This window comes from Georgenia sp. Z1491, from assembly GCF_057652395.1.
This window is the reverse complement of the sequence record NZ_CM172729.1, coordinates 789,684-813,963: the sequence shown is the minus strand read 5'-3', so window position 1 is coordinate 813,963 and position 24,280 is coordinate 789,684. Positions and strand designations below refer to the sequence as shown.

Annotated in this window: 20 protein-coding genes and 2 tRNA genes; 12 read left to right on the top strand and 10 right to left on the bottom strand. The window is 73.8% G+C overall.

From position 1 onward, the window contains the following. The first annotated feature begins 978 nt into the window (after positions 1–978). The 3 genes from AC24HA_RS03800 to AC24HA_RS03790 all read left to right on the top strand — a co-directional run bounded on the left by AC24HA_RS03800 (position 979) and on the right by AC24HA_RS03790 (position 4,126). Positions 979–2,328: an IS256 family transposase gene (locus tag AC24HA_RS03800; RefSeq protein ID WP_463649307.1), complete on the top strand. Its 1,350-nt coding sequence runs from the start codon at positions 979–981 to the stop codon at positions 2,326–2,328. Between the two features lie 63 nt (positions 2,329–2,391). Next, positions 2,392–2,601, top strand: a complete 210-nt coding sequence (locus tag AC24HA_RS03795; RefSeq protein WP_487563580.1) for a SemiSWEET family sugar transporter — start codon at positions 2,392–2,394, stop codon at positions 2,599–2,601. Between the two features lie 358 nt (positions 2,602–2,959). Beyond that, positions 2,960–4,126: an IS481 family transposase gene (locus AC24HA_RS03790; RefSeq protein WP_425708384.1), complete on the top strand. Its 1,167-nt coding sequence runs from the start codon at positions 2,960–2,962 to the stop codon at positions 4,124–4,126. A gap of 53 nt (positions 4,127–4,179) precedes the next feature. On the opposite strand, the gene AC24HA_RS03785 is transcribed toward AC24HA_RS03790, so the two are convergent. Continuing rightward, positions 4,180–4,252: transfer RNA gene (locus AC24HA_RS03785), tRNA-Ala, on the bottom strand. Positions 4,253–4,438: 186 nt separating this feature from the next. Beyond that, positions 4,439–5,683 carry a hypothetical protein gene (locus tag AC24HA_RS03780; RefSeq protein WP_425708138.1) on the bottom strand — a complete coding sequence of 415 codons (1,245 nt, stop codon included), beginning with the start codon at positions 5,681–5,683 and terminating at the stop codon, positions 4,439–4,441. Positions 5,684–5,894: 211 nt separating this feature from the next. On the opposite strand from AC24HA_RS03780, the gene AC24HA_RS03775 reads away from it, so the two are divergent. Continuing rightward, positions 5,895–6,680 carry a hypothetical protein gene (locus tag AC24HA_RS03775; protein WP_425708137.1) on the top strand — a complete coding sequence of 262 codons (786 nt, stop codon included), beginning with the start codon at positions 5,895–5,897 and terminating at the stop codon, positions 6,678–6,680. 16 nt (positions 6,681–6,696) lie between these two features. Here the strand turns inward: AC24HA_RS03775 and AC24HA_RS03770 are convergent, their stop codons facing one another. Beyond that, positions 6,697–7,365 (bottom strand): GNAT family N-acetyltransferase, encoded by a 669-nt coding sequence (locus tag AC24HA_RS03770; protein WP_425708136.1) that lies wholly within the window; start codon positions 7,363–7,365, stop codon positions 6,697–6,699. Positions 7,366–7,517: 152 nt separating this feature from the next. Here AC24HA_RS03770 and AC24HA_RS03765 point away from each other — a divergent pair, with 152 nt between their 5' ends. Next, positions 7,518–8,204, top strand: a complete 687-nt coding sequence (locus AC24HA_RS03765) for a 5-formyltetrahydrofolate cyclo-ligase (protein WP_425708135.1) — start codon at positions 7,518–7,520, stop codon at positions 8,202–8,204. 51 nt (positions 8,205–8,255) lie between these two features. Here AC24HA_RS03765 and AC24HA_RS03760 read toward each other — a convergent pair whose 3' ends face one another. After that, on the bottom strand, positions 8,256–11,030 hold the full coding sequence (locus AC24HA_RS03760) for a penicillin acylase family protein (RefSeq protein WP_425708134.1): 2,775 nt from the start codon (positions 11,028–11,030) through the stop codon (positions 8,256–8,258). 128 nt (positions 11,031–11,158) lie between these two features. Here AC24HA_RS03760 and AC24HA_RS03755 point away from each other — a divergent pair, with 128 nt between their 5' ends. The 3 genes from AC24HA_RS03755 to mscL all read left to right on the top strand — a co-directional run bounded on the left by AC24HA_RS03755 (position 11,159) and on the right by mscL (position 12,736). Then, positions 11,159–11,515, top strand: a complete 357-nt coding sequence (locus AC24HA_RS03755; RefSeq protein WP_425708133.1) for an FmdB family zinc ribbon protein — start codon at positions 11,159–11,161, stop codon at positions 11,513–11,515. 97 nt (positions 11,516–11,612) lie between these two features. Further along, positions 11,613–12,263: an SAF domain-containing protein gene (locus AC24HA_RS03750; protein ID WP_425708132.1), complete on the top strand. Its 651-nt coding sequence runs from the start codon at positions 11,613–11,615 to the stop codon at positions 12,261–12,263. 86 nt (positions 12,264–12,349) lie between these two features. Next, positions 12,350–12,736, top strand: a complete 387-nt coding sequence (gene mscL, locus AC24HA_RS03745; RefSeq protein WP_425708131.1) for a large conductance mechanosensitive channel protein MscL — start codon at positions 12,350–12,352, stop codon at positions 12,734–12,736. 87 nt (positions 12,737–12,823) lie between these two features. On the opposite strand, the gene AC24HA_RS03740 is transcribed toward mscL, so the two are convergent. Then, entirely contained in the window at positions 12,824–13,036 is a 213-nt protein-coding gene (locus AC24HA_RS03740) for a hypothetical protein (RefSeq protein WP_425708130.1), read from the bottom strand. Then, positions 13,033–17,226, bottom strand: coding sequence for a hypothetical protein (locus tag AC24HA_RS03735; protein WP_425708129.1), 4,194 nt, complete (start codon positions 17,224–17,226; stop codon positions 13,033–13,035). The genes AC24HA_RS03740 and AC24HA_RS03735 overlap by 4 nt, the downstream gene beginning before the upstream one ends. A 309-nt stretch (positions 17,227–17,535) precedes the next feature. On the opposite strand from AC24HA_RS03735, the gene AC24HA_RS03730 reads away from it, so the two are divergent. Continuing rightward, complete coding sequence (locus tag AC24HA_RS03730) at positions 17,536–18,114, top strand: ArsR/SmtB family transcription factor (RefSeq protein WP_425708128.1); 579 nt, start codon at positions 17,536–17,538, stop codon at positions 18,112–18,114. 83 nt (positions 18,115–18,197) lie between these two features. Further along, positions 18,198–19,451 (top strand): MFS transporter, encoded by a 1,254-nt coding sequence (locus AC24HA_RS03725; protein ID WP_487563579.1) that lies wholly within the window; start codon positions 18,198–18,200, stop codon positions 19,449–19,451. A 38-nt stretch (positions 19,452–19,489) separates the two neighbouring features. Here the strand turns inward: AC24HA_RS03725 and AC24HA_RS03720 are convergent. Then, a tRNA-Arg gene (locus tag AC24HA_RS03720) sits at positions 19,490–19,562 on the bottom strand. 240 nt (positions 19,563–19,802) lie between these two features. On the opposite strand from AC24HA_RS03720, the gene AC24HA_RS03715 reads away from it, so the two are divergent. Next, entirely contained in the window at positions 19,803–20,378 is a 576-nt protein-coding gene (locus AC24HA_RS03715) for an SRPBCC family protein (RefSeq protein ID WP_425708144.1), read from the top strand. Beyond that, a complete protein-coding gene (gene rocD, locus AC24HA_RS03710; RefSeq protein WP_425708143.1) occupies positions 20,375–21,583 on the top strand; it encodes an ornithine--oxo-acid transaminase in 1,209 nt (402 codons plus the stop codon). Before AC24HA_RS03715 ends, rocD begins: the two co-directional genes overlap by 4 nt. A gap of 39 nt (positions 21,584–21,622) precedes the next feature. On the opposite strand, the gene AC24HA_RS03705 is transcribed toward rocD, so the two are convergent. The 3 genes from AC24HA_RS03705 to AC24HA_RS03695 form a co-directional block, all read right to left on the bottom strand. After that, positions 21,623–22,525 (bottom strand): universal stress protein, encoded by a 903-nt coding sequence (locus AC24HA_RS03705; RefSeq protein ID WP_425708126.1) that lies wholly within the window; start codon positions 22,523–22,525, stop codon positions 21,623–21,625. A gap of 159 nt (positions 22,526–22,684) precedes the next feature. Further along, positions 22,685–23,485: a C40 family peptidase gene (locus tag AC24HA_RS03700; RefSeq protein WP_425708125.1), complete on the bottom strand. Its 801-nt coding sequence runs from the start codon at positions 23,483–23,485 to the stop codon at positions 22,685–22,687. A 3-nt stretch (positions 23,486–23,488) separates the two neighbouring features. Further along, positions 23,489–24,268 carry a C40 family peptidase gene (locus AC24HA_RS03695; RefSeq protein ID WP_425708124.1) on the bottom strand — a complete coding sequence of 260 codons (780 nt, stop codon included), beginning with the start codon at positions 24,266–24,268 and terminating at the stop codon, positions 23,489–23,491. Positions 24,269–24,280 lie beyond the last annotated feature (12 nt).

The window sequence follows — 24,280 nt, the reverse complement described above, 5'->3', positions numbered from 1 at the left end:
CGGGGACCTCGACGTTGTGCCACGCTACTCAGTGCCCTGGTGCACCCTTCTACGACTGAACTACGCCAACGGCGGGACGACCTCGTGGGACAGCCCGGGGCGCACGTCGAGGCTCCCGAGTGCACCGAGGAACTGGTGACGGTCACAGTCTCCTCGCCGCGGCAGCTGATGGGGTGCCCAACCTACGGCGTCGTCACTCCTAGCCGTGGCCGCCAGCTGCGAGCCCTGCGGAATATGCCGGCGACCGTACCGGTGGGCGTGATGTGGCAACACGAACCGCCCTGAAGCCTGCGCACGCCCACCAACGAAATACGGCTGAACTCCCGGCGCCCGGGGGTTCAGCCGTTCACGAGTCGCTGTCTCACGACTTCCTCGAATGGACGCAGGTGGACTCGGACCGAACATCTGGCGGCGGTTCGAGCGGCTCGGTTTCGCGCGGAAACAGCCGAAGCTCAATGCTGACAAAGTGGTGCCCCTGAGACTGATCTTGCCGCTGGCGACCGCGCCCATATCTGAGACGACCACGAGGTCACCGCACTGCACCACTATCCGGGACTCAACTGTGCGCAATGTGTCCTTCGCAGGGCATGCACACGTCTCATGACCTTCTAACATCGGCCGTGGCGAAGAGATGCTGGCTGCAAATCTACGCAGGCGTGGTGATACTCGGTCACTTCTCGAGACACGATTCGTCATCAGATGTGCGTATGTGTATGCGGTTAGTGCCGGATGGAGGATGGTGGCGATGTCGACGTTGAGGGCGCTGCTTCACATAGTCTTGATGCATCTTCGTGTCGCCCCCCGTGCACTATGGACGAGGACCAGAGCCAGGGTCAGCAGCAGGAGGCTCCCGTGGTGCTCAGCGACGTTCTTGGCCTGGCGGCGGCGGGGTGGGGAGTCGTCACGGCGATCGCCGGGCGTGTCAGATGGTTTGTGTAAGGGGTGGGGTCAGCGTTCGAAGGAGAACATGCTGTGACCATGACCAAGGAGAGTCCGGAGCGTGCGGAACGCAGACGGCGGCAGAAGGAGATCGCGGACGGTCTGAAGGGCTCTGGAGCGTTGGACGACATCTTCGCCAAGATCGATGCCGGCGAGCCGCTCACGGGTGAGCAGGGCCTGCTCGGCGGGATGCTCAAGGCCGCGCTCGAGCGGGGTCTGGGTGCCGAGCTGACCGAGCACGTGGGCTACGACCGTGGCGACGCGGACGCTGCCGAGCACCCGAACTCGCGTAACGGGACCAGCCCGAAGACCGTGGCGACCCAGATCGGGGACGTCGATCTGGCCGTCCCCCGGGACCGGGACGGGACGTTCACGCCGATGCTGGTGCCCAAGGGGCAGCGCCGTCTCGATGGCCTGGACGGCATGATCATCAGCCTCTACGCAGGCGGGATGACGTTGCGGGACGTCGAGCACCACCTCGCGACCACGATCGGCACCGAGATCAGTTACGAGACGATCTCCAAGGTCGTGGACCAGATCAGCGAGGAGGTCCTGGCCTGGCAGCACCGCCCGTTGGAGGCGCTGTATCCGGTGATCTACCTCGACGCGATCGTGGTCAAGATCCGCGATGGCGGACACGTGCGCAACAGGTCCGCCCATCTCGCCATCGGCGTCGATATGGACGGGATCAAGCACGTCCTGGGTATCTGGGTCCAGGCCAGCGAGGGAGCGAAGTTCTGGGCCGGCGTCTGCGCCGAGCTGGCCAACAGGGGCGTGCGTGACGTGCTGATCGTGTGCTGCGACGGGCTCACGGGGTTCCCCGAGGCCGTCGAAGCGACCTGGCCCCAGGCGACCGTGCAGACCTGCGTGGTCCACCTGATCCGGGCCGCGACGAGGTTCGTGAACTACAAGGACCGTAAGGCTCTGACGGCCGCGCTGCGGCCGATATACCAGGCGCCCAGCGCTGAGGCCGCCCTGGAGGTGCTGGAGGCCTTCGAGGCCAGCGAGCTCGGCCGTCGCTACCCCTCGGCGGTCAAGACGTTCCGCGCCGCGTGGGAGCGGTTCACCCCGTTCCTGGCGTTCCCGCCCGAACTCAGGCGGGTCATCTACACGACCAACGCGATCGAGTCGCTGAACTACCAGCTCCGCAAGGTCACCAAGAACCGGGGCCATTTCCCCAACGACGCCGCGGCAGTGAAGCTGCTGTGGCTGGCGATCTGCAACATCGAGGACAAAAGAGCGCGCGAGCGAGCCAAGGAACGAGGACGACCCGCCGCCGAGCGACGAGCCTCGGGCCGGCTCGTCGAGGGCGCTGTCACCACGAACTGGAAGACGGCCCTCCAACAGCTCTCACTGGTCTACCCCGACCGAATCAACCCCCACCTCTGACCCGGCCCCCTTACACAGACAACTTGACAGGCTCCGATCGCCCCGACTCTGCAGATTCACAGGATGCTGCGAACTCGGTCCGCCGACGATGTATCACTCGGCTATTTCGCCCTGCTCATCCCGGGCTTCCTGCTGTGGGCCTTCTACGGACTGGCCCGGCACGACTGGCCGCTCGTCATCCCCAACACGGTAGCCACGGCCGTGGCACTCGTGACCATCGCCGTTGCGGCCCAACTCAAGAGGAGCAGCGCGCAAGCCGAACCGGACGTCTGAGTCGCACCTCTCGACCGCGAACGGACCCGGCAGGGCAGTCCGGTCGGCCCGAAGCGATTGACCATGCGGATCAGAATCGGCGCGACCTCCTCTGCCAGACGCGCGACAGCCTGGCAGGCTCCGGACGGGAGCGAGATCAATGTCCGAGCTCAACCGCCCTGACGCCCGCGCACTCCTACCGACGGAGAAACGGCCGGACCCCCGCATCCGGGGATCCAGCCGTTCACGAGTCGCTGTCTCACGAGTTCCTCGAGTGGAGCTAGGGGTGTCTGGTTCCAGGACATCGTGAACGGGTGTCCCCAGACATCGTGAACGACTGCCCCCTGTCGGGATCGGATGTCCCACGACATCGTGAACGGTGGCGAAGTACGAGGTCCTCATCAAAGCGGTCACCGTCCAGAAGCTCTCCTACGGGCAGGTCGCTGCCCGCTACGGGGTGTCGAAGTCCCTCGTCCACAAACTCCACCACCGCTGGCTCACCGAGGGCGAGGCCGCCTACCAGCCCCGCTCACGCCGACCACTGACCGTCCCCACCCGCACTCCGGACCAGGTCCGAGAACGCGTCCTCCAGCTCCGCGGCGAGCTCACCGCCCAAGGCCTGGACGCCGGCGCGGACACCATCGACTGGCACCTGACCCGCCAAGGCCACACCATCGGCCGAACCACGATCTGGCGGATCCTGACCAGCAATGGCACGATCACGCCCCAGCCTCAGAAACGCCCCCGATCCTCCTGGCGCCGCTTCGCCGCCGACCGCCCCAACGAGCTGTGGCAGTCCGACTTCACCCACACCACGCTCACCGGCGGCACCGAGGTCGAGATCATCGGCTGGCTCGACGACCACTCCCGACTCCTGGTCCACCTCTCCGCCCACCACCGCGTCACCGGCACCACCGTCACCCAGACCTTCACCGCAGCAGCCAGCCAGTACGGATACCCCACCGCGACCCTGACCGACAACGGCATGGTCTACACCACCCGCTACGCCCGCGGCGGCCGCGGACGACCCGACGGAACAGGCAACGCGTTCGAGACCCTGCTCGCCCTGCACGGCATCCAGCAACGCAACGGCAAACCGTTCAAACCCACCACCCAGGGCAAGATCGAACGCTTCTGGCAGACCCTGAACAAGCGCCTCGCCACCCGGCCAGCCGACACCCTCGCCCACCTCCAGGACGAACTCGACGACTTCCGCGACTACTACAACAACGACCGCCCTCATCGCGGCATCGGCCGACAGACCCCCGCCCACGCCTACCAGCTCATCCCCCCGGCGACCCCCACCCCGCCCGGCGACCCCGACCTGTGGCGAGTGCGCTACGACACCGTCGACCGCGACGGAAAGATCAGCCTGCGCCACAGCGGCCGCATGCTGCACCTCGGCATCGGCCGCGCCCACGCCCGCACCGAGATCACCTGCCTGGTCCACAACGACCACGCCACCGTGCTGGACGCCTCCACCGGCGAGATCCTCAGCGAACACACCCTGAACCCCGCACACACCTACCAACGAAAAAACGGCTGAACCCCCGTCACCGGGGGTTCAGCCGTTCACGATGTCCTGGGACATCACACGAGTGGAGCTAGGGGGATTCGAACCCCCGACCTTCTCATTGCGAACGAGACGCGCTACCAACTGCGCCATAGCCCCATGCTCCCCGGCGGGCCGGTGAGCGAAGAAAAGTCTAGCATCGCGCGGACCCCGGGCCAGCGCCTCGATCCGTGTCCTGCGTCATGGCCGCACGGCCGTCGAGGCAGGTCCGGCACCCGGCCGCGGGCGCTGCCCGAACACTCCCCGGGAGCGACCGGAGCCCGGCCGACGCACGTCTCGCGGCGGTCAGGCGCCCTTCGCGCGACGGCGTGCAAGTGCCGCGTCGAGGTCGAGCACGGGTGCGCGCGGCGTCCCCACGGGAGGGGCGTCGGCGCCGGACCCGGCGACGACGCTCCCGGACGAGGCCGGCCGGGTCGGGCGCAGCGGCACCCGGGCGGACGGGGCCGCCGGCGGGGAGAAGGAGGGAGCGGTGCGGCGCTGGAGCCCGGCGCCGTCGTCGGCCCACCGCGAGGCGGGCACCGGCACCGGGGTCCAGGCGTCGGGCGCCTCGTTCGCCAGGAACGGGCGAGCCGGGTGCTGGTCGCCCTCGGGCGCCTCGGTCGGCTCGTCGGCGTCGTCCCTCGCATCCGCGCCTGCCGGCCCATCCTCGGCCCGGTCGGCCGAGCCGGTGTGCTCGTCGCTGTCGGCGGTGAGCCGGGCGGCGGCGACGGTCGCCCAGGTCCGCGAGGCGACGTCGTCGAGGCGGGCAGGCGCCGGAGCCTGGCCGGCACGCGCCGGTGCTCCGACGGCGTGCGCCGCCGCGCCGCCGGTGACGCTCCCCGGCACGCCCGCGACGTCCTCGTCCTCGAGCGGAGCCGCGGTGAGCTCGCCCGGGCGATCCCCGGAGGCGGGCTCGGCGGCGGCCTGCTCGAGCAGCCCGACCTCGCGCGGACGGCGGGCCAGCTCCTTGAGCTCGCCGTCGATGCGTCGGATCTCCGCGCGGTCGATCGAGTTGAGCGTCCGACGCTCCCCCGCAGCGCGCACGGACAGCGCCACGACGCCGGCGAGCAGCACGCTCGGCACGATCGCGGCGGCGAGGTTCCAACCGGCGTAGTGCACGAGGGCCCAGGCCGCGACGGTCAGCAGCCCGAGGACCACCTGGTACATCGTGCGGCGGTTGCGCGCGGCGTCGCGCCTGCTCATCCGGGCGGCCCGCTGCGACCTGGCGTGCGCGAGGTCGCGTGCACGCCGGGCCGGCTCCGAGAGGCGGGGCTTGATCGTGCTCATGGCGCGTGACTCCGGTCCGATGGGCAGCAGTGGCGGGGCGGTGGGGCGATCGGTCGCGCTGCGCGCGAGCCGACCGGGGTGGCCGGGCGAGGCCCGGCCGCGACGGCCGCCGTCGCCGACGGTCGCCAGCACCCGCAGCCGGTCCGAGTGCCGGTCCTCCAGCCGCGTCGCGGCCATGAGGCGCCGACGGTCCGCGACCGCGGGCAGCGCGTAGACCAGGAGCATGATCACCGCCGCAGCGAGGACGTAGCCCTGAAGATCCACGGATCCCACGCTAGGTCGGGCCGCGCCGGAGTCCGGGGAGGCGCGCGGACGTGAGGGGGACCGCAATCCGTTCATTTCCGCCGGATGCACCACCTCGCGTCGCTATCCTGCCGAAGGCCCCTCATGGGGCGACGAGCGAGGCGCCCCCGCCCCTCGCCGACCCGATCGACGAACCGAGGAGCACCCCCACATGCGCAGTACCACCAGGAGGATGACCGCGACCGTCGCGCTCGCCGCGGCCACGGCCCTCACGCTCGCGGCCTGCGGCGGCGACGACGCCGAGGAGACGACCCCCGTCGAGGAGCCCACCAGCGAGGAGGCGCCCGAGGAGGAGACCACCGAGGAGGCCCCGTCCGAGGACGAGGAGTCGGAGTCCGACGAGACCCCGTCCGACGACGCCGCCGCGGAGTCCCCGAGCGAGTCCGAGAGCGACGAGGCCCCGTCCGACGGCGCCGACGCGTCCGGCGGTGCCGGTTCCGCGGCGCCCTGGGCCAACGAGGTCACCGAGGACGGCGAGCTGCTCGGCACGATCGAGGCCGGCGACGTGACCGTCGACGTCTACCAGGTCGGCACCGGCCAGGCGACGCGCTCGAGCGTGTGGGCGGACCCGGACACCGAGGAGCCCATCGTGGCTGAGGGCGACGAGGTCCTCATCCTCAACTACGTGGTGACGAACAACGGCGACCCGATCAACCTCACCTACGGCCTCGTCGACGCCGGCCTGTCCTATGACACCTGGCCCTACATGCAGCAGCCGTCCGTCGCGGACAGCGACCTCCTGGAGGAGAACGGCGTCAACGACAACGGCGTCAACAGCGACTCCCTCGGCGAGGACGTTTACACCCTCGGCAGCGGCGAGCAGTACTCGGTCGGCGAGGTCATGCTCTACCAGCCCGGCGAGGCCTTCACGATCGAGGTCTCCTTCGAGCCCCGCGACGACGCCGGCGAGCGCCTCGGCGAGGACTTCGAGGGCGAGCTCACCGGCACCGTCGAGTAGTCGGTCCCGGCGCCCGTCAGGCGCCGACCACCTCCGGCCCCGTCCCGCTCCCGCGGGGCGGGGCCGGACCCGTTGCGGGGCCGGACCCGCCCCGGTGCACGTGGCGCAGCACGGCGCCCGGGCCCGGGCCGAGGTCGCCCGCCAGGAGCGCGAAGGAGCGATGGTCGCGCCAGTCGCCGTCGACGAACATCAGTCCGCGGCGCCGCCCCTCCTCGGGGAACCCGAGCTTGGCCACGACGCGCAGGCTCGCATCGTTCTCGGGCCGCACGTCGATCTCCACGCGGTGCATGCCGAGCTCGTCGACGAGGTGGTCGGCGACCAGTGCGACGGCGCGGGGCGCGACCCCCCGACCGGCGACGTGCCTCGAGACCCAGTAGCCGATCGACGCCGACCAGGAGGACCCGCGCGTGATCGGCTGGGCGGTCACGGCCCCGACGAGCTCGCCCGCCACCTCGACGACGAACGGCAGCGCGTCCCCGGCCCGCGCGGCCCGCCGGTGGGCGACGATCTGCTCACCCACGCCCATGGTCCGCCCGGGCGCGGGTGATCCGGCCATCCACGGCGACAGCCACTCGTGGTTGGCACCGAGCAGGGCCTGCCACCGGCGGCGGTCCCGACGACGCAGGCCGCGCAGCACGAGGTCGTCGTCGACCAGCCGGACGGGCCAGGTGGCGGGATCGGGCACGCACCGAGCGTAGGCCCGGGCGTGCGGGGATCCGACCGCGGCACCGGTTCCGCAGGCACCTTCGCGCACGGTCCACCACCGCGTCCGCCGGGGGCGAAACGGACCGAACTTCCCGTCCCCAGCCCGCGCCGGACCAGCCGATCCTTGGCATCATGGTGGCCATGCACCGGCGCATCCTTGACCTTCCGCGCGTGGACCACCTCGAGGTCGACGACGCGAAGCAGCTGCTTCGCGAGGCCGTCCGGGAGCACCGTGGTCGGCAGCCGGACACCGGGCGCGCACGCGCGGGGCTCGACATCGCCCGACGCGTCCTCCCCCTGCTCGACGGCGCACGGACGGTCGCGCACCACGTCGCACGGCCCTCCGAGCCCCCCTCGCTCCCGACGATCGAGACCCTCCACGAGACGGGCGTGCGCATCCTGCTGCCCGCCCTCGGTCCGGGGCTCGCCCGCGCCTGGGCCGTCTACCGCGGCACCGACGACCTCGCCGAGCGCGCCCCCGGGCGCCCCCTCGAGCCGTCGGGCGCCCCGCTGCCGTCGGAGACGATCGCGGAGGCCGACATCGTCATCGTGCCCGCCCTGGCCGTCGACCGGCACGGCAACCGGCTTGGTCAGGGCGGCGGCTGGTACGACCGCGTCCTCAAGCTCATCGGGCCCGAGACGGCGGTGTGGGCGGTCCTCTTCGACGACGAGCTGGTCGAGACGACCCTGCCGCACGGGCCGCAGGATGTGCGCGTGACCGGCGTGGTCCAGCCGTCCGGCACGACGAGCCTCCTGCCGCCCGACGACCCGTACGAGGCGACGGCCAGCGGCGGCACGGCTCCCGCCCGCGGCGCCTGACGCCGCCGGCCATCGCCGCCACCCCCGCGGCGGCTGCCCGCGCGGGGCCCCTCAGCCGCCCGGGGTCAGGACGAGGCGCTCCTCCTGGGCGTCCTCGACCGCGGCCCGGCTGAACGCCCACGGGAACGTCTCTCCCTCGGCCCACGCCTGCGCCTGGTCCGTGTAGTGGCCCGAGGCCGGGTGACCGCTCGTCCCGGAGGTCGTCACCCACGTCGAGGCGTCGAGGTCGGCCATGTCGACGACCATCCGCATGGACGGCCCCGCGGTCACCTGGTAGCTGGGGCGGCCGTACTCGTCGCGCGCGGAGGCGCTGTAGCTCGTCGCGTTGACGACCGCCGAGCCGCCCGGCACGCCGACCGGTTCGGGGTTGACGTACCGGCGCACGAGCCCGGGCACGCCGTCGCCGCCAAGCACGGGGTGCTGCGGGGCGAACGTGTGCAGGTCGCCCCACCGCCACGTCGTCGGGTCCTTGCCGAGGCGCGCGGTCAGCTGGTGGCGGCCCTCGACGAGCGCCTCGCCGAGGATCTCGTCCCGGGTCTCGACGACGTTGACGGTCGTGCGGTCGTCCCAGTGCCGGGCGGAGGGCTCGGCGAGCATCTGCTCGAGCACCAGGAGCCACCGCGCTCCGCCGTCCGGCGCCTGGGCGTCGGGGAGCTCGTCCCCGAGCGTCATCGACAGGATCTCGACCCACACGGCGTTGAAGTAGGCCGCCCCGGCGGAGTCGACGTCGTTCGGGTACCCCTCCTCCGCCCAGCTCTCGAGGAGGTCGATGGCCTCGAGCACGAACGGGTCGGTGACGTCGACCTCGAGGAGGTAGGGCACGACGACCTCGCCGAACGGGCTGGCGTCGTCGAGCATGATCTCGTTCGCCCCGTCCACGGTGAGCGGCTCCCCCTGCGCGATCCGTTCCTCGAGGAGGGTGCGGATGCGCTCGGACCGGTAGCCGGCGTCGTAGTCGCCGGTGAGGAACGGGTCCGCCTCGAGAGGCTGGACGGCCTGGTTCGCCGCGACGACGAACCCCTCCTCGGGGTTGAGGGCCGCCGGCATGTCCGCCGGGTCCACGTATCCCTGCCAGTCGTAGCGCTCGTCCCAGCCGGGGCGCGGCCAGGAGCCGTCGGCCGGCAGGTCGCCCTCGGGAACCTCTCCGCGCACGGGGATCCGTCCGGGCGCCTGGTAGCCGATGTCCCCGTCGGCGGTGGCGAAGACGATGTTCTGGCTCGGGACCTCGAACAGCTCGGCGGCCGCGGCCACGTCCTCGGCGTCCTGCGCCCGGTTGAGGGCGAACACCGCGTCGCCCGTCCGGCCCGGGGTGAGCGCGGTCCACTGCAGGGCCACCGAGTAGCCCTCGAAGTGCGCCTCGGGGGAGCCCTCGGGCACGGGGACCCCGGCGGCGGCACGTGCCTCGCCCAGCACGTCGGAGACGATCGGGCCCGCCTCGGTGGACAGGACCTCGAGGGTCACCGGGTCTCCGCCGTCGACGAGGATCGTCTCGGTGCGCCGCTCCAGCGCCAGGCGATCCTCGCCGCGCAGGTACGTGCCGTCGGAGAACGTCCGCTCGAGGGTGAGGTCCATGACGTCGGCGCCGAGGTTCGTCAGGCCCCAGGCGAGCTGGTCGTTGTGGCCGATGATGACGCCGGGCATCCCGGCGAACGAGAAGCCGGTGACGTCGAACGTGCAGTCGGCGGTGAGCTCCACGCAGTGCAGGCCGACCTGGTACCAGAGGTTGGGCTGCTCGAGGCCCAGGTGCGGGTCGTTGGCGAGGATCGGCTCGCCGGTGGCCGTGTGCTCGCCGGACACGACGAACGAGTTCGACCCGATGCCGTCGCCCTCCCCGAGCAGCACGGGCACCGCGTCCAGGGCGGACCCGGCGCTGACGACGGCGGCACCGGCCCGGTTGGCCGTCAGCGGGGTCGAAGGGCCGGTCGTGCCGGCCAGCGGGTCCGCGCCGACGGTCCCGGGCGGGAGGTCGCTGCCGGACCGGCCGGACGCGTCGGTATCGGTGTCGGTCGCGTCGGCGTCGTCGGTGGGCGACTCGTCGGCGGGCGCGTCGGAGGGGCTCTCGCCCTCCCCGTGCGCGTCGGACGGGGACCCGGCGGAGTCGCCACCCTCGGGGAGGATCGGCGCGTGCTCGTCGGCGGGGTAGTCCGGGAAGAGTCCGTCGACCACCTCGACGTCGCCGAACATCGGGCGCAGGGCGGAGGCGCGGGCGACCTCGTCGTCGTAGTTCCCACGCAGGTCCCACGCCATGGCCTTGAGCCAGGCGAGCGAGTCGACGCCGCTCCAGGGCTCGACGTCCTCGACGTCGGTGCTCAGGGAGAGCACGGTGTACTCCAGGCCGAGCCGAGAGGCCTCACGGTCCTCGACGTACGCGTTCACGCCGTCCGCGTAAGCGGTGTACAGGGTGCGGGACTCCTCGCTCAGGAGCTCCCACTCCTGCTCCGCGACGTCGCGCCAGCCCATCGTGCGAACGACCATGTCGGCATCGACGGCGGCGGGAACGTCCCCCACGAGCTCCGCCAGGCGGCCCGACGTCACGTGCCGTCGGTAGTCCATCTCGAAGAACCGGTCCTGGGCGTGGACGAACCCGAGCCCGGCCATCAGGTCGGCGTCGGTCTCGGCGTACAGGTGCGGCACACCGCGCTCGTCGCGTAGGACCTCCACCTCGCCGGTCAGGCCGGGTACGCGCTGCTCGCCCCCGTGGTCCGGCAGCGGGCGACGGACGAGGAACGTCACGACCGCGACCAGCGCCACGGACACCACGAGCGCGACGACGAGGATGCTGACGAGCGCCGTGCGCCACCGGGAGGTCGAGGATCGTGCTGCCACCGCACGAGCGTATGGTGCGCCCCTCCTTCGGCGACGCAGGTCACTGCGCGAGTCGACCCCCGGCGCTAGCATTGGCACTCGATCGGGCGGACTGCTAACCACGCCCCACGAGACCGGAGGTCCAGCAGGTGCCCACGTACGCCTACCGCTGCACGATGTGCAGCCACGAGCTCGAGGCGAAGCAGTCCTTCTCGGACGACGCCCTGACCATCTGCCCCGAGTGCGGCGGGAACCTCCGCAAGCTCTTCAGCTCGGTGGGCGTCGTGTTCAAGGGCTCGGGCTTCTACCGCACCGACTCCCGTTCCGGCTCCGGCTCGTCCGCCTCCGGGACGTCCTCGTCGGCCGCGGCCACCTCCGGCTCGTCCGACACCGGGTCCGCGCCCTCGACGGCGGCGCCCGCCGCGTCGGCCTCGACCTCCGCCGGCAGCGGCTCGGGGGCCAAGGCGTCCGCCACGAGCTCGGCCTCGTCGGGCTCCGCCGCCTGACCACTCCCCCGGCGCACAGCCGCGCGCCAGGACCGGCCGTCCACAGGTCCTGATCGTGCGCGCTCGCGGCGCGGCGGGCGGCTCCTAGCGTCGGGGCATGCCGAGAGCCGCCTCCCCACCCTCGCGCAGCGCCGAGGCCCGACTGCGGCGGGGTGCGTGGCGCTGGCGCCACGCCGTCGCCGCCGTCTGCCTGGCCGGCGCCGTCTCCGTCGTCGTCGGGGAGCTGAGGCCCGAGCCGCCCCCCACTACCTCCGTGGTCGCCCTGGGCACCGACCTGCCCGCCGGTCACGTGGTCGAGGCGGGCGACCTCGAGGCCCTGGACCTGCCCGACGGGGACATCCCGGCCGACGCGCTGCACGATCCCGACGTGGTCGTCGGCCGACCGCTCGCCGTGCGCCTGGCCGAAGGCACCGTCCTGGGGGAGGGCATGCTCGCCGGCGCGAGCGTCTCGGCGGCGCCCGGCGAGGTCGTGGTCGCGGTCCGGATCGCCGACGACGGCAGCGCGCATCTCGCCGAGGCCGGGCTACGCGTCTCGCTCCTCGCCCCGCCCGCCGACGGCGGACCGGCACGGACCGTCGCCGAGCAGGTGCTCGTCCTGGGCGCCGTCGAGGAGGAGGAGAGCGGTCTTCTGGCGTCCGGCGAGACCGACATCACCCGAATGTATGTTTCTGCAAGCCCTGACACCGCTACTGTCCTCGTTGGCTCAAGTGCGTGGACCCCGTTGAGCGTCGTGCTCGGACCGAGCTGACCAGGGGGCCTGCGTGGGCCTGGCGCCACCCGCCGCCACGTTCGCGTTCCCCCCAGCCCTATCAGCGCAGATCCTCGGAGGTCAGCATGCTCAACGGATTCAAGGAGTTCATCTCCCGCGGCAACGCCATCGACATGGCGGTCGGCATCATCATCGGCGGTGCGTTCACGCCGATCGTCACGGCCATCACCGACAGCGTGCTCCTGCCGCTCATCGGCGCGATCTTCGGCGAGCCGAACTTCGACACCATCGGCCAGTTCGTCGTCAACGGCGCCACCATCTCGCCCGGCACGATCGTCACCGCGCTCGTCAACTTCCTGCTCATCGCCGCCGCGCTGTACTTCGCGGTGGTCATGCCGATGAACAAGCTCGCCGAGCGCCGCAAGACCGACGAGGAGGAGCCGGAGGAGAAGGCCGACGACGTGCTCGTCCTCGAGGAGATCCGCGACCTCCTGCGCACCCGCAGCGCCTGACCTGCTCGGTCGCGGCCGCCCGCCGGCCGCACCGACGAACGGCCCACCGCCCCGCCGCCCGGGCTGGTGGGCCGTTCGCGTCGGCGCTCAGATCCGGCCGAAGTGCGGAGGGATCTCCCGCAGGAGATCGGCGTCCGCGCGCGACGGGCCCGGCGATGCCGTACCCGCGGAGGGCGCGTCGTCGTCGACGTCCGGCTCGGGCGCGCCGAGCGCGTCCTCCGCGTGCGCGATCTCCCCGGACTCCAGGCGCCGCCGGTCCGCCGCCGAGAGCGCGATGACGCGCCGCCGGCGTCCGCTCACCGCCCGGTCCCGTCCGGCGCGGCGTCCGGCACTCCGTCCGGCGCCTCGCCTGTTGCTTCGCCCGTCGCCGCGTCCGGCTCCTCGTGCGGGCGGACCACCGGTCCCGACTCCGCCTCGGTGGCGGGCGGGAGGTGGGCGTCGTCGGGGACCGGCGGCTGGACGCCCGACACGCCGCGACGAGCCTCGACCTCGTCGAGCACGACGCGAAGGAGCCGGTCCGCCTCGGCCTGGGGGTCGAGGAAGACGGACACGGTGAACGCGCGCTCGACCCGCCACCCCGCGCGTGCGAGCACCGCCCCGCGGTCGAGCCGGCGGCGCAGGCTGTGCTCCCCCGCGTCCTCGCCGGCGTCGGTGAGCACGGCGACGAGGCGCTGGCCGGGCAGGTCCGGGTGACCGAGCGCGACGGGGACGTCCACCGCACCGCGGAGGCCCTCCTCGACGACGATGCCGAGCGCGCCCAGTCGGCGCACCAGGTCACCGAGGATCTCGTCGTCGCCACCCCCCGAGGCGTCGTCCACCGCGGCGTCGTCCACCGCGGCATCGCCCGACGAGGCGTCGACCTCCGCGACGTCGCCTACCGAGGCGTCGCCCGTCGCGGCAGGGTCCGGCCCCTGGACCTCGCCGCCCGCCAGCTCGAGGAGCTCGGCGAGCATGTGCGCGCCCTCGTGGTGCACGCGCGCGCGGTCGATCGCTCCGGGAGCGATCGTCGACACCACCACGAGGGACTCGCGGGGCGCGGCGAGCGCGGTCACCATGCGGGTGCGGCCGTCCGCGCCCGAGAGGTCGCCGAAGCGGTGGATGAACCGGCCGTGCGCGTTCGCACCGAACCCGACCGAGAGCACCACGACGTCGCGGCGCAGCCCGCCCGCGTCGGCCAGGTCCGCGACGACGAGCGGCTCGACGAGCCGCGGGTCCAGGGCTGCCTCCAGCGCCGGGTCGTCGGCGGCGGCGTGGGCGAGCGCCTCGCGCAGGCGGGAGGCGTGGCGCGGGGAGGGCGTGACCACCGCGACCGATGCCAGCGGCGCGGCGTGCACCTCGCGCCGGACGACGTCGACGACGCCACGGACCTCGGCGTCGACGCTCTCGACCACCTCGGAGCCGGGCGCGGGCGTGCCGTACCCCTCGACGAGCTCGAGCCGGACACCCCCGTCCGTGCGCACGGACGGGACGGGGGCAACCACCGACTCGTACCCGTGGGCGGCGAGCAGCAGGGCCGCTCCGGGGACCAGCGGGCCGCGCACGGCGGGCAGCTCCACGGCGGGCAGCACCTCGGCCAGCGCGTGCGTGGCGCCGCCCTCGTAGCGCCGGGTGTCGCCCACGACGACGACCTGCCGGGCGCGCCCGGCCACGGAGACGGCCTGGGCGAGCGGCAGCTGCTCGGTGCCGTGGAGGACGACGAGGTCGGCCGTGGGCCCCGGCGGGATGGTCTGGGCGACCAGGAGCGGAGCTGCGGCCCGGACGGGACGGATCGTCGGCGCGACCTCGGGGTGCTCCGCGAGGGCGCGCCCGAGCGTGGCGCCGCGGTCCGCGGCGAGCTGCTCCCACAGGTGGGCGGCCTGGGTGCGGTGGGTGCGCACGGCGCGGCGCAGGCGCGTGGCCGCGGCGGAGCGCACGGCGGGCACCAGCGTGGCGCGCTGCTCGGCCTCGCGCCGTTCGAGATCGGCGAGGTCCGCCGTGAGCGCGGCGGGGTCCCGGCCCGCGAGCGCCGGCTCGTCGGCGAGCACCTGCTCGAGGACGGAGCTCCACCAGGCGAGGTCGAGCTCGTCGGCGACGAGGTCGTCCGGCACGGCACGCTCGGCGAGGTCGTCGACGAGCTCGCCGAGGCCCTCGGCCCGCAGCTCGTCGATCAGTCGGGTCCGCTCCGGCAGGGTGCGCAGCGCCGTCGTGTCGGCCTCCAGCGCGTCGACGCGGCGTCGCAGGTCCGCCAGCGGCAGGTCCTCGAGCGCCTCGTCCTCCTCGTGGCGTGCGAGCAGCGAGCCGAGCGCGGCCACGTCCTCGCTCGTCTCACGCTCGAGCTCGCGGACGTCCGCGAGGCCGTCCGGCAGCCGGGGCCAGCCGCCGCCGGTGGAGTGCCGGCGCCAGATCTCGCGCTGCTCCTGCACGCGCAGCAGCTCGGCGTGCAGGTCCGCGACCGACCGACCGGGCCGGACGAGGTCGCGCGCCTGCCGCGCGAGGCGGCGACGCATCCCGGCCGACATCTCGATCTCCTGGGTGCGCCGCGCCTGCCGCGGCGCGGTCGCCGCCACCATGTCGGCGGCCGAGTGCTCGAAGATCTGCGGGAGGAACACGTCGAGCGCGTCGGCGACGCCGTCGAGCATCGCGAGCTGCTCGCGCCATTCCCGCAGGGTGGTGGCCTGCCTGAGCCCGGTCTGCACGGCGGTGCTCTGGACGAGGTCGTCCACCGCGGGCAGCTCCACACGAGTGAGACGCTGAACGCGCTCGAGGGCGTCGGCCGCCTGCTTGTTGGTCGTCAGCCGCGAGCCGTACCAGGGGGTGCTCGAGGGTCGCAGCGTGAACGCCCCCAGCGCCGCGGCCCTCGAGAGCCGGGCGGCGGCGCCGGAACGGGCGTCGCCGCGCAGGGCACGCAGGTCCTCGCCGGAGATGCGGGCACCCGTACGCGGCCCCGGGGTGCGTGCGGTGAGGCGGGCGAGCGCCTGCAGAGCGTCGAACAGGGAGACGCCCCAGCCCTCGTGGCGGCGGTGCAGGGAGTCGAGCTGCTCGCGCACGACCGCGCGCGTGGCGCGCAGCTCCTCACGGGTCCGGGCGACCGACGTCTCGTCGACGACGACCGCGGGCGCCTCCATCCCGCGCCGGACCGACCGGGAGGCCTCCTCCCGCCATCCCCCGTCGGCACGCAGGTCGAGCACGAGCTCGCCGAGGCCGAGCTCGTGGAGATGGGCGACGGTCGACCGGCCCGTGCGGCGGTCGCCCGGGACGTAGGTGACGGTCCGGCCGTCGGCCGCCGAGGCGGCGAGGATCGCGGCGACCACCCCGACGTCGTCGGACCCGGGGGGCGCATCGACGACGAGCTGGTAGCCCTGCGTGACGAGCCGGACGGCGCGCTCCCCCGCCACCTCGACGTCGCCGACGGCGCGCTCCTCGTCCGGGTCGGGGTCGGTGCCGTCGTCCGGCGGTGGGAAGATCGCCAGCCGGTCGCGCGCCTCGAGGTCGCCCGCCAGGGCCGCCACGACGTCGGACGCCGCCAGGTGGGGGACCATCGCCTTGAGGTCCTCGACGGCGACCTGCCCGGGATGCAGGAACGTCCCGACGACGACGCGGTCCTCGATCTCGAGACCGGGCAGGTACTGCGCGGCGAGCTCGGCGAGGCCGGGGAGCGCCTCGCGCTGGCTGGAGGCCGGACCGAGGGGCGCGAGGTGGTCGGCGACGTCGCCGGGCAGCCCGGCCTCGGTCAGGGCGCGGGCGAGCACCGGGTTGAGCTCGACGGTGCGCTCGAGGGTCAGCTCGACCTCGCCGTCGGCGGAGACGGGCTGGAGGCGGACGCCCCGAAGGAAGACGGGCGTGCGGATCGTGCGGGCCAGGGGGGCCTCGACGCTCTCGTCGGGGCGTCGACCGGCCGGCGACGCCGCCGGGTCGAGGTCGGCGTCGTGCTCAACGCCGTCGACGACCGGCGGCGGGAGCGCCGACCAGGTGGCGACGCCGGTGGCGAGGTAGGTCGGGGCCACGCCGAACCGCTGGGCGAGGTCCTCCGCGCGGGCGCGCACGCCCCGCGCGTGCTGGTGGGCCGCCGCGGAGGCCTGTCGCTCCCGCACGAGGTTCGACAGGCGCGTGGGCCGGCCGGCGTAGAGCTGCGCGGTACCTCCGGGGTGCGCGTGGGTGAGATCGAGGACGGCCTCGCCGAGGTCGTCGTCGTCGCCCAGCCCCTCGGCACCGAGCGCGGTGAGGTCGGCGACCCACTGCTCGACGGCGCGGGCCACGGTGGCGGTCCTGCTCGACCTGCGCGTCCCGGCCTGCGCGTACCCGGGCCCGGTCCCCGTCCCCTCCCCACCGGCCGGGGCGCCGGCGGAGCGCTGCTCGGTGGTCGCCGGGGCCCCGTCCGGGCCCGCGTCGACGCGGTCGGGACCCGGGGTCGCGCGGGACGCGTCGTCGGCGCCGGCCCGGGCCGCGTCCCGCGTGCGCGAGCGGTCGCTGTCCCGGCCGCGGCGGAAGGGCGGGATCGGCGGAGGCGTCATTCCTCCAGGGTAGGCGGGGCACCGCCGCGGGGAGCGCAGCACGGGCGCCGGGAGGTGGTGGTGTCGCGGGCTGCCGGACGACGGCGTCGGGTGCGGACACAAGAACGGAGCGTGACGCGCAGGGGGGGCAGGCGTCACGCTCCGTCAGACACCCATTGTGCCGATACCGACGGCTCCGCGCAAGCCTCCATTGCAGGACCGGCGTCACACCCCTTCGCAGGACCGGCGTCACACCCCTCCGACGAATGCGCAAGACATATTTCGCAAGATGTCTTGCGCAATAGTTCTTTAACATCTACGTTCGGGCTCATGACCTCCACGAACAACGAGCGGATCCATGACCCCGAGCGCATCCGAGGCATGGCGCACCCGCTGCGCCTCGAGCTCCTCGACGTGCTGCACGAGCTGGGCGAGGCGACGGCCACCGAGTGCGCCCGACGCGTGGACGAGTCGGTGGCGAGCTGCTCCTTCCACCTGCGCACGCTCGAGAAGTACGGCTACGTCGAGCGCGCCGAGCCCCGGGGCCGCGAGAAGCCGTGGCGAGCCGTCCACCGCTCGTTGAGCACCGCGGCCAGCCCGGACGTCCCCGGCTCCCTGCACGCCACCACCGAGCTGGCCACCATGAATCTCCGGCGCCGGATCAGTCAGTTCGCCGCCGTGATCGAGCGGCTCCCCCACGAGCCGGACGAGTGGGTCGACGCGACGAGCCTGTCGACCGCCGACGTGTGGCTCACCGCCGCGGAGACGGTCGAGCTCCGCACGCAGCTCATGGCGCTGATCGACCGGTACGAGGAGCGCACGACCGACCCTGCGACGCGCCCCGCGGGCGCGCGCCGCGTGCACCTGACGACCACCATCCACTCCGACCCACCCCGGGAGACGTCGTGACCGGGCCGCGCACCGCACCTCGCACGGGCCGAGGGCCGGCCGCCCTGGCCCACCGCGGCTTTCGCCGGCTGAGCGTCGCGTGGGTGTTCACCAACCTCGCCGACAGCGCCCTCTACCTCATGATCGCCGTCTGGGTGAAGGAGCTCACCGGGTCCGACGGCGCGGCGGCCGCCGTGTTCGCCGCGCTCGGGCTGCCGGCCCTCGTCGCACCGCTGCTCGGCCAGCTCGTCGACCGCTTCTCACGGAGACGGCTCCTCGCGTTCACCAACGTCGTCATGGTCCCGATCATCCTCAGTCTTCTGCTCGTCGGCGGCCCGCGCGACGTCTGGCTCGTCTACGTCGTGACCTTTCTCTACGGGGCGACCGGCTACGTCACGGGAGCCGCGCAGTCCGGCCTCGTCCGCGACCTCCTCGACGACGAGGAGCTGCCCGGCGGGAACGCCCTGCTGAGCACCGTGGACCAGGCCTTCCGCCTGATCTCGCCGCTCCTGGGCACGGGGCTGTACGTGGCGGCGGGACCGCAGGCGGTCGTCGCCGTCACCGCGGCCGGGTTCGCGGTGAGCGCCGTCCTCCTCGCCCGCCTCGAGGTCACCGAGACGCCGGCCGAGCAGGCGACGGAGAGCTACGTCGCCGAGCTGACCGCGGGCTTCCGGCACGTGGCCCGGACGGCTCCCCTCGGCCCACTGACCATCGCCATGGCGATCACGATCGGGGCCACCGGCCTGTCCAACGTCGTCGTCTTCCCCGTCATGGAGCAGGGTCTGCGGGTCGACCCCGAGATGCTCGGCGCGCTCGTCAGCATCCAGGGCGTCGGCGCCCTCATCGGCGGAACCACCGCGGCGCTGCTCATCAAGCGCCTGGGCGAGCGCCGCACCATCACCCTCGGCATGCTCGCGCTGGCGGTCGGCATGTCGGCGCTCGTGTTCGCCGGCACGCTCGTCGAGCACCTCGGGCAGGCCCTCGGTCTCGTCGTCGTCGGCGCGGGTCTCATCGTCGTCGGTCTCAACCTCCCGTGGCAGATCGTCGCCTTCGTCACGCTGCGCCAGCGCCTCACGCCGCCGCGCATGCAGGGGCGTGTCGCCGTCGCGACCGGCGTCGTGCTCAACCTGCCGCAGACCCTGGCCACCATGGCCGGTGCGGCGATCATCGGCGCGATCGACTACCGGTGGCTGATCGTGACGACCGTGGTCCTCGTGCTCGTCGGCGCCGCGACGTCAGCGGCTGCGGACCGGCGGCGGACGGGTGCGGGCCGCACGCCCACCGCGGGGTCGGCCGGCGAGGCCGGCACGCCGGCGGCGCGCACGCTCGGGCAGGCGCCTCCGGTGGCGCGCACATGAGCGTGCCCGGCGCACGCAGGACCTGCGTACCGGGCCGGTGCCCTCGGGCGGATTCGAACCGCCGACACCCGCTTTAGGAGAGCGGTGCTCTATCCCCTGAGCTACGAAGGCGGGGAGGTGGCGGTCAGTTTATCGCGGGTCCGCGCCGCCCCCGGCGACGCTCCTGTGAGTCGGACGACGCCGGGACGGTCCGGGCCCGGCGCCGCCGGGGTCCGCCACGGGTGTCCGTTGCGGCCCCGCGTCGGCCGGCCGCGGTGCCGCCCACATCGCGGCCCGGACTGACGGGAGCCGCACCCGTGTGGCAGGGTTCACGACAGGCGCAACGTCGCGCCACGACGATCGGGGGGTCCGATGAGCGCAACCGTCCGCACCACGGCGACCGCACTCGCGGTCGAACGCGTCCTGGACGCGCCGATCGACGCGATCTGGCGGATCCTGTCGGTCCCGGCCCTGCACGTGGCCGCGGACGCGAGCGACATGCTCCGGGGCGCGCGGTCCCCGCGACGGATCGAGGCACTCGGCGACCGGTTCACGATGGACATGCAGCAGGGCCAGGAGGGTCCCCACTACGTCACGGTCAACACCGTGAGCGACTTCGTGCCCGGCCGTTCGATCGGCTGGATCGTCAACGCCCCGGACCGACCCCTGGGCTGGGGCTGGCGCTACGACCTCACCGCCGTGGGTCCGGCGTCGTCGCGCACGCTCACGCGCCTGACGTACCACTGGGGCGACGCCGACCCCGACGCCCTGGCCTCGATCGGCTCCCCGATGCCGGCCATCCCCGCCGAGGTGCTCGAGCGCAGCCTCGAGCTGCTCGAGGTCGAGGCCGCGCTCACGCCCCCACCCGACGACGGGCCGGAGGCCGCCCTGCTTGCCACCGGCTCCCGGCCGGACGCGCCGGTGCCTGCTCGGCCGCCCGAGCGCTGATCGCCGTGTCCCGTGACGCCTCCCGGCTCGCGCGGAACTACGCCCCGCTCGACGTTCGCCTTGTCCGGGCCGAGGGGGCGTGGGTCCAGGGCGACGACGGCCGCCGCTACCTCGACCTCCTCGCCGGCTACTCGGCCCTCAACTTCGGCCACCGGCACCCCGCGCTCGTCGCCGCGGCACAGGCGCAGCTCGACCGCTCCACGCTGGTCTCGCGCGCCTTCGACCACGACCTGCTCGAGCCGTTCGCGGCGGCCCTGACCGCGCTGACCGGCACCGAGATGATGCTGCCGATGAACACCGGCGCCGAGGCGGTGGAGTCGGCGATCAAGGTGGCACGGCGGTGGGGCGCCCACGTACGCGGCGTGCCGCCGGACCGCGCGACCATCGTCGTCGCCGAGAACAACTTCCACGGTCGGACGACGACGATCGTCTCCTTCTCCACGGACCCGGTCGCCCGCGACGGGTACGGGCCGTGGACCCCGGGGTTCCGGCACGTGCCGTTCGGCGACGCCGACGCGCTGGCCGGCGCCGTGGACGAGGACACCGTCGCGGTGCTCCTCGAGCCCGTCCAGGGCGAGGCCGGCGTGATCGTGCCGCCGCGCGGCTACCTCACCGCCGCGCGCGAGATCACCGAGCGGGCGGGCGCCCTCCTCGTGCTCGACGAGATCCAGTCCGGCCTCGGGCGCACGGGCGCGACGCTCGCCCAGGACCTGGAGGGCGTGCGGGCGGACCTCACCACGCTCGGCAAGGCGCTCGGCGGCGGGATCCTGCCCGTGAGCGCCGTCGTCGGGCGGTCGGACGTGCTCGGCGTGCTCACGCCCGGGAGCCACGGGTCCACGTTCGGCGGCAACCCGTTGGCGTGCGCGGTGGGGCTCGCCGTGGTGGACCTGCTGCAGGACGGCAGCATCCAGGCGCGGGCGGCCGAGCTCGGCGAGGTGATGGGCGCCCGGCTCGACGCGATGGTGGGCACCGGCCTCCTGGCCGGCGCCCGTCGCATCGGCCTGTGGGCCGGGATCGACGTCCCGGAGGCCCTGGGGGCGGACGGCCACGACCTGAGCGTCGCGCTCGCCCGGCACGGCGTCCTGGCGAAGGACACGCACGGCAGGACCGTGCGTCTCTCGCCGCCGCTGACGATCGACGCGGCGGACCTCGAGACCGCGCTCGACGCGCTCGAGAGCGCCCTGGGCGAGCTGGCCGCCGGCTGACCCGCGCCGAGCTGGCCGCCGGCTGACCGCGGCCCGGGGTCAGGTGGCGTCCGCCGTCAGCCCGGCGTCCGTGACGCGGGCCGGGGTGACGATCACCGGGCAGGTCGCGTGCGAGAGCACCCCCTGCGAGGTGGAGCCCAGCACGAGACCGGCGAGACCGCCGCGGCCCCGGCTGCCGACCGCGAGGAGGTCGACCTGCTCGGAGATCTCGGCGAGGACCACGCCGGGGTTCCCGTCCACCGCGCGGCGGTGCACGGTGATGTCCCGGCCGTCGAGCAGCGGGTCGACGACCTCGTCGATCGACATCCGCACGTCCGCGAGGATCTCCTCGTGGTCCACGGTCGAGGGCAGCCAGGCCATCGCCGAGGCACCCGCCGTGAGCGGGACCGCTGCGACGGCGTGCACCTCGGCGCCGAAGGACTCCGCCAGGTTGAGGGCGACCGTCACGGCGAGGCGGGCGGCGGGCGAGCCGTCGACCCCGACGGCGATCCGCCGGATCGGGACGAACGGCTCGTCCCGGGCCGAGGGGACGACCACGGCCGGGCTGTGGGCGTGCGCCGGCACGGCGGACGGCACCGCGCCGAGCAGCCGGTCGGTGAACCCGCCACCACCGCGCGTGCCGCACACGACGGCCCGGGCGCCCTTGGACAGCTCGATGAGCACGCCCGAGGGGTCGCCCGGGTCCACCGTCGTGCGCACCGGGACACCGTGGTGTGCCACGCGGGCGGCGGCGTCCTCGACCACGGCCTGCGCGCCCTCCCGCACCGTCGCCTCGTCGATGACGACCGTCCCTGCCCGGCCGCTCGCGATGTAGCTGGGCAGGCGGTAGGCGCAGACGATGTGCAGCCCGAGCCCGCGGACCTTGGCCACCGCGGCGGCCCACTCGAGGGCCCCGAGGCTGATCTCCGAACCGTCGACCCCGACGACGACGTCCTGTGTCATGACGCTCACCCTTCCTCGACGCGTGCGTGGCCCCATTGTGCCGCGCAGCGGGGCCGAGGGGGACGGACGAAGGTCACGATCCGGCGGCCACGCCGGGAACGACGGCGCCCCGCCCCGCTCGAGGCGGGACGGGGCGAAGCGTCGGGCTCGCGTCGGGCGTCAGCCCACGCGGATGTAGGTCGGAGCGCCGAGCCAGGAGTTCGGCCCGATGCGGGTACCCATGCCCTCGTTCCAGGCCCCGATGTTCTGTCCGTCGCCGATGTAGATGGCGACGTGGCCGGGCGTGTAGATGATGTCGCCCGGACGCGCCTGCGAGGCGGGCACGCGGGTGCCGGCGGAGAGCACGGCGGCCGGCGTGCTGCCGACCTCGTGGCCGAGCTGGCGGTAGACGTAGCTGACGAAACCGATGCAGTCCCAGCCGGACGGGCTCGTGCCGCCCCAGACGTAGGGGGCACCCTGGTACTGGAGGGCGATCGAGACCGCGGCGCTGCCCGAGGCGCTGGCCGCGGGGGCCGGGGCCGGCTCGGCGGCGGCCTGCGTGGCCGCCTCGGTCTGGGTCTCGGCCTGCGGCGCCGCCTCCTCGACGGCGGGCTCCGGCGCCTCCGCGCGCTCGTCGGTCCGGGAGGCCGCGGCCGCCTCGCGCTCGACGGGCTCCGGCTCCGGCTCGGGGGCCGGCTCCGGCTCCGGCTCCGGCTCCGGCTCGGGGGCCGGGGCAGCGTCGGCGGTGCCGAAGACGCTGGCGGTCTCGACGTCGTACGTGGCGTCGGCGGCGACCGTCAGGGCGGCGTTCGTCGGGACCACGCGGTCGGAGACCTGCGAGATGCGCTCGGTGGACTTGGAGCCGGCCTCGACCGCGGGGTCGGCGGCGGCGGAGGTCGCGGCGACCGCGACGATCATCGAGGCGGAGACGGCCGCGAGGGCGGTGCGGCGCGCGGGGAGACCCTGGAACGTGGTGGTCATGGATCAGCCCGCCACTCGGATGTAGGTGGGGTTCGCGCGGTAGATCGGCGACTCGTGGGTCGGCGTGCCCGGGTTGCGGGCCGCGATGTGGTTGCCGTCGCCGGTGTAGATACCGACGTGGCCGGGCCACCAGACGAGGTCGCCGGGGCGGGCCTCGGCGGCCGAGACGACCTGGCCGGCGCCGAGCTGGGCGGCCGAGGAGCGCGGGATCGTGATACCGGCCTGGGCGAAGACGTAGGACGTGAAGCCGGAGCAGTCCCAGCCCGACGGCGAGGTGCCTCCCCAGACGTAGGGGACGCCCGTGTACTGGCGGGCGATCGCCACGATCGAGCTGCCGGCGGCCGACGGCGCGGCCTCGGGCCGCGGCGCGGGCTCGGCGGCGGCCTCCGGGGCCGGCTCGGCGGCGGGCGCCTGCTCGACGGCCGGGGCGGTCTCGGCGGGCTGCTCGGCCACGGCCTCGCGCTCGGTGTCGCGGGCGGCGGCCTCGTCCTCGCGGACGACGGGCTCGGGCTCGGGCTCGGGGGCCGGCTCCGGCTCGGGGGCCGGGGCGGCCTCGGCGGTGCCGAAGACGCTGGCGGTCTCGACGTCGTACGCGGCGTCGGCGGCGACCGTCAGGGCCGCGTTCGTCGGGGCCACGCGGTCGGAGACCGTGGCGATGCCGCCCTGGGTCTTGTCCGTGGCGGTGTCCGGGGCGGGGGATGCTGACGCCGACGACGCGGCGACCGCGACGACGATCGACGCCGAGACGGCGGCGAGCGTTCCGCGGCGGGTGGAGCTCTGCACGATGGGGGACCT

What these genes read in the sequence shown, in the direction of transcription:
- AC24HA_RS03750 (WP_425708132.1), top strand. Translation starts at nt 11,613, where the DNA reads ATGCCGAGAGCCGCCTCCCCACCCTCGCGCAGCGCCGAGGCCCGACTG.
- AC24HA_RS03765 (WP_425708135.1), top strand. Translation starts at nt 7,518, where the DNA reads ATGGTGGCCATGCACCGGCGCATCCTTGACCTTCCGCGCGTGGACCAC.
- AC24HA_RS03795 (WP_487563580.1), top strand. Translation starts at nt 2,392, where the DNA reads ATGCTGCGAACTCGGTCCGCCGACGATGTATCACTCGGCTATTTCGCC.
- AC24HA_RS03705 (WP_425708126.1), bottom strand. Translation starts at nt 22,525, where the DNA reads ATGACACAGGACGTCGTCGTCGGGGTCGACGGTTCGGAGATCAGCCTC.
- mscL (WP_425708131.1), top strand. Translation starts at nt 12,350, where the DNA reads ATGCTCAACGGATTCAAGGAGTTCATCTCCCGCGGCAACGCCATCGAC.
- AC24HA_RS03775 (WP_425708137.1), top strand. Translation starts at nt 5,895, where the DNA reads ATGACCGCGACCGTCGCGCTCGCCGCGGCCACGGCCCTCACGCTCGCG.
- AC24HA_RS03700 (WP_425708125.1), bottom strand. Translation starts at nt 23,485, where the DNA reads ATGACCACCACGTTCCAGGGTCTCCCCGCGCGCCGCACCGCCCTCGCG.
- AC24HA_RS03730 (WP_425708128.1), top strand. Translation starts at nt 17,536, where the DNA reads ATGACCTCCACGAACAACGAGCGGATCCATGACCCCGAGCGCATCCGA.
- AC24HA_RS03800 (WP_463649307.1), top strand. Translation starts at nt 979, where the DNA reads ATGACCAAGGAGAGTCCGGAGCGTGCGGAACGCAGACGGCGGCAGAAG.
- AC24HA_RS03735 (WP_425708129.1), bottom strand. Translation starts at nt 17,226, where the DNA reads ATGACGCCTCCGCCGATCCCGCCCTTCCGCCGCGGCCGGGACAGCGAC.
- AC24HA_RS03715 (WP_425708144.1), top strand. Translation starts at nt 19,803, where the DNA reads ATGAGCGCAACCGTCCGCACCACGGCGACCGCACTCGCGGTCGAACGC.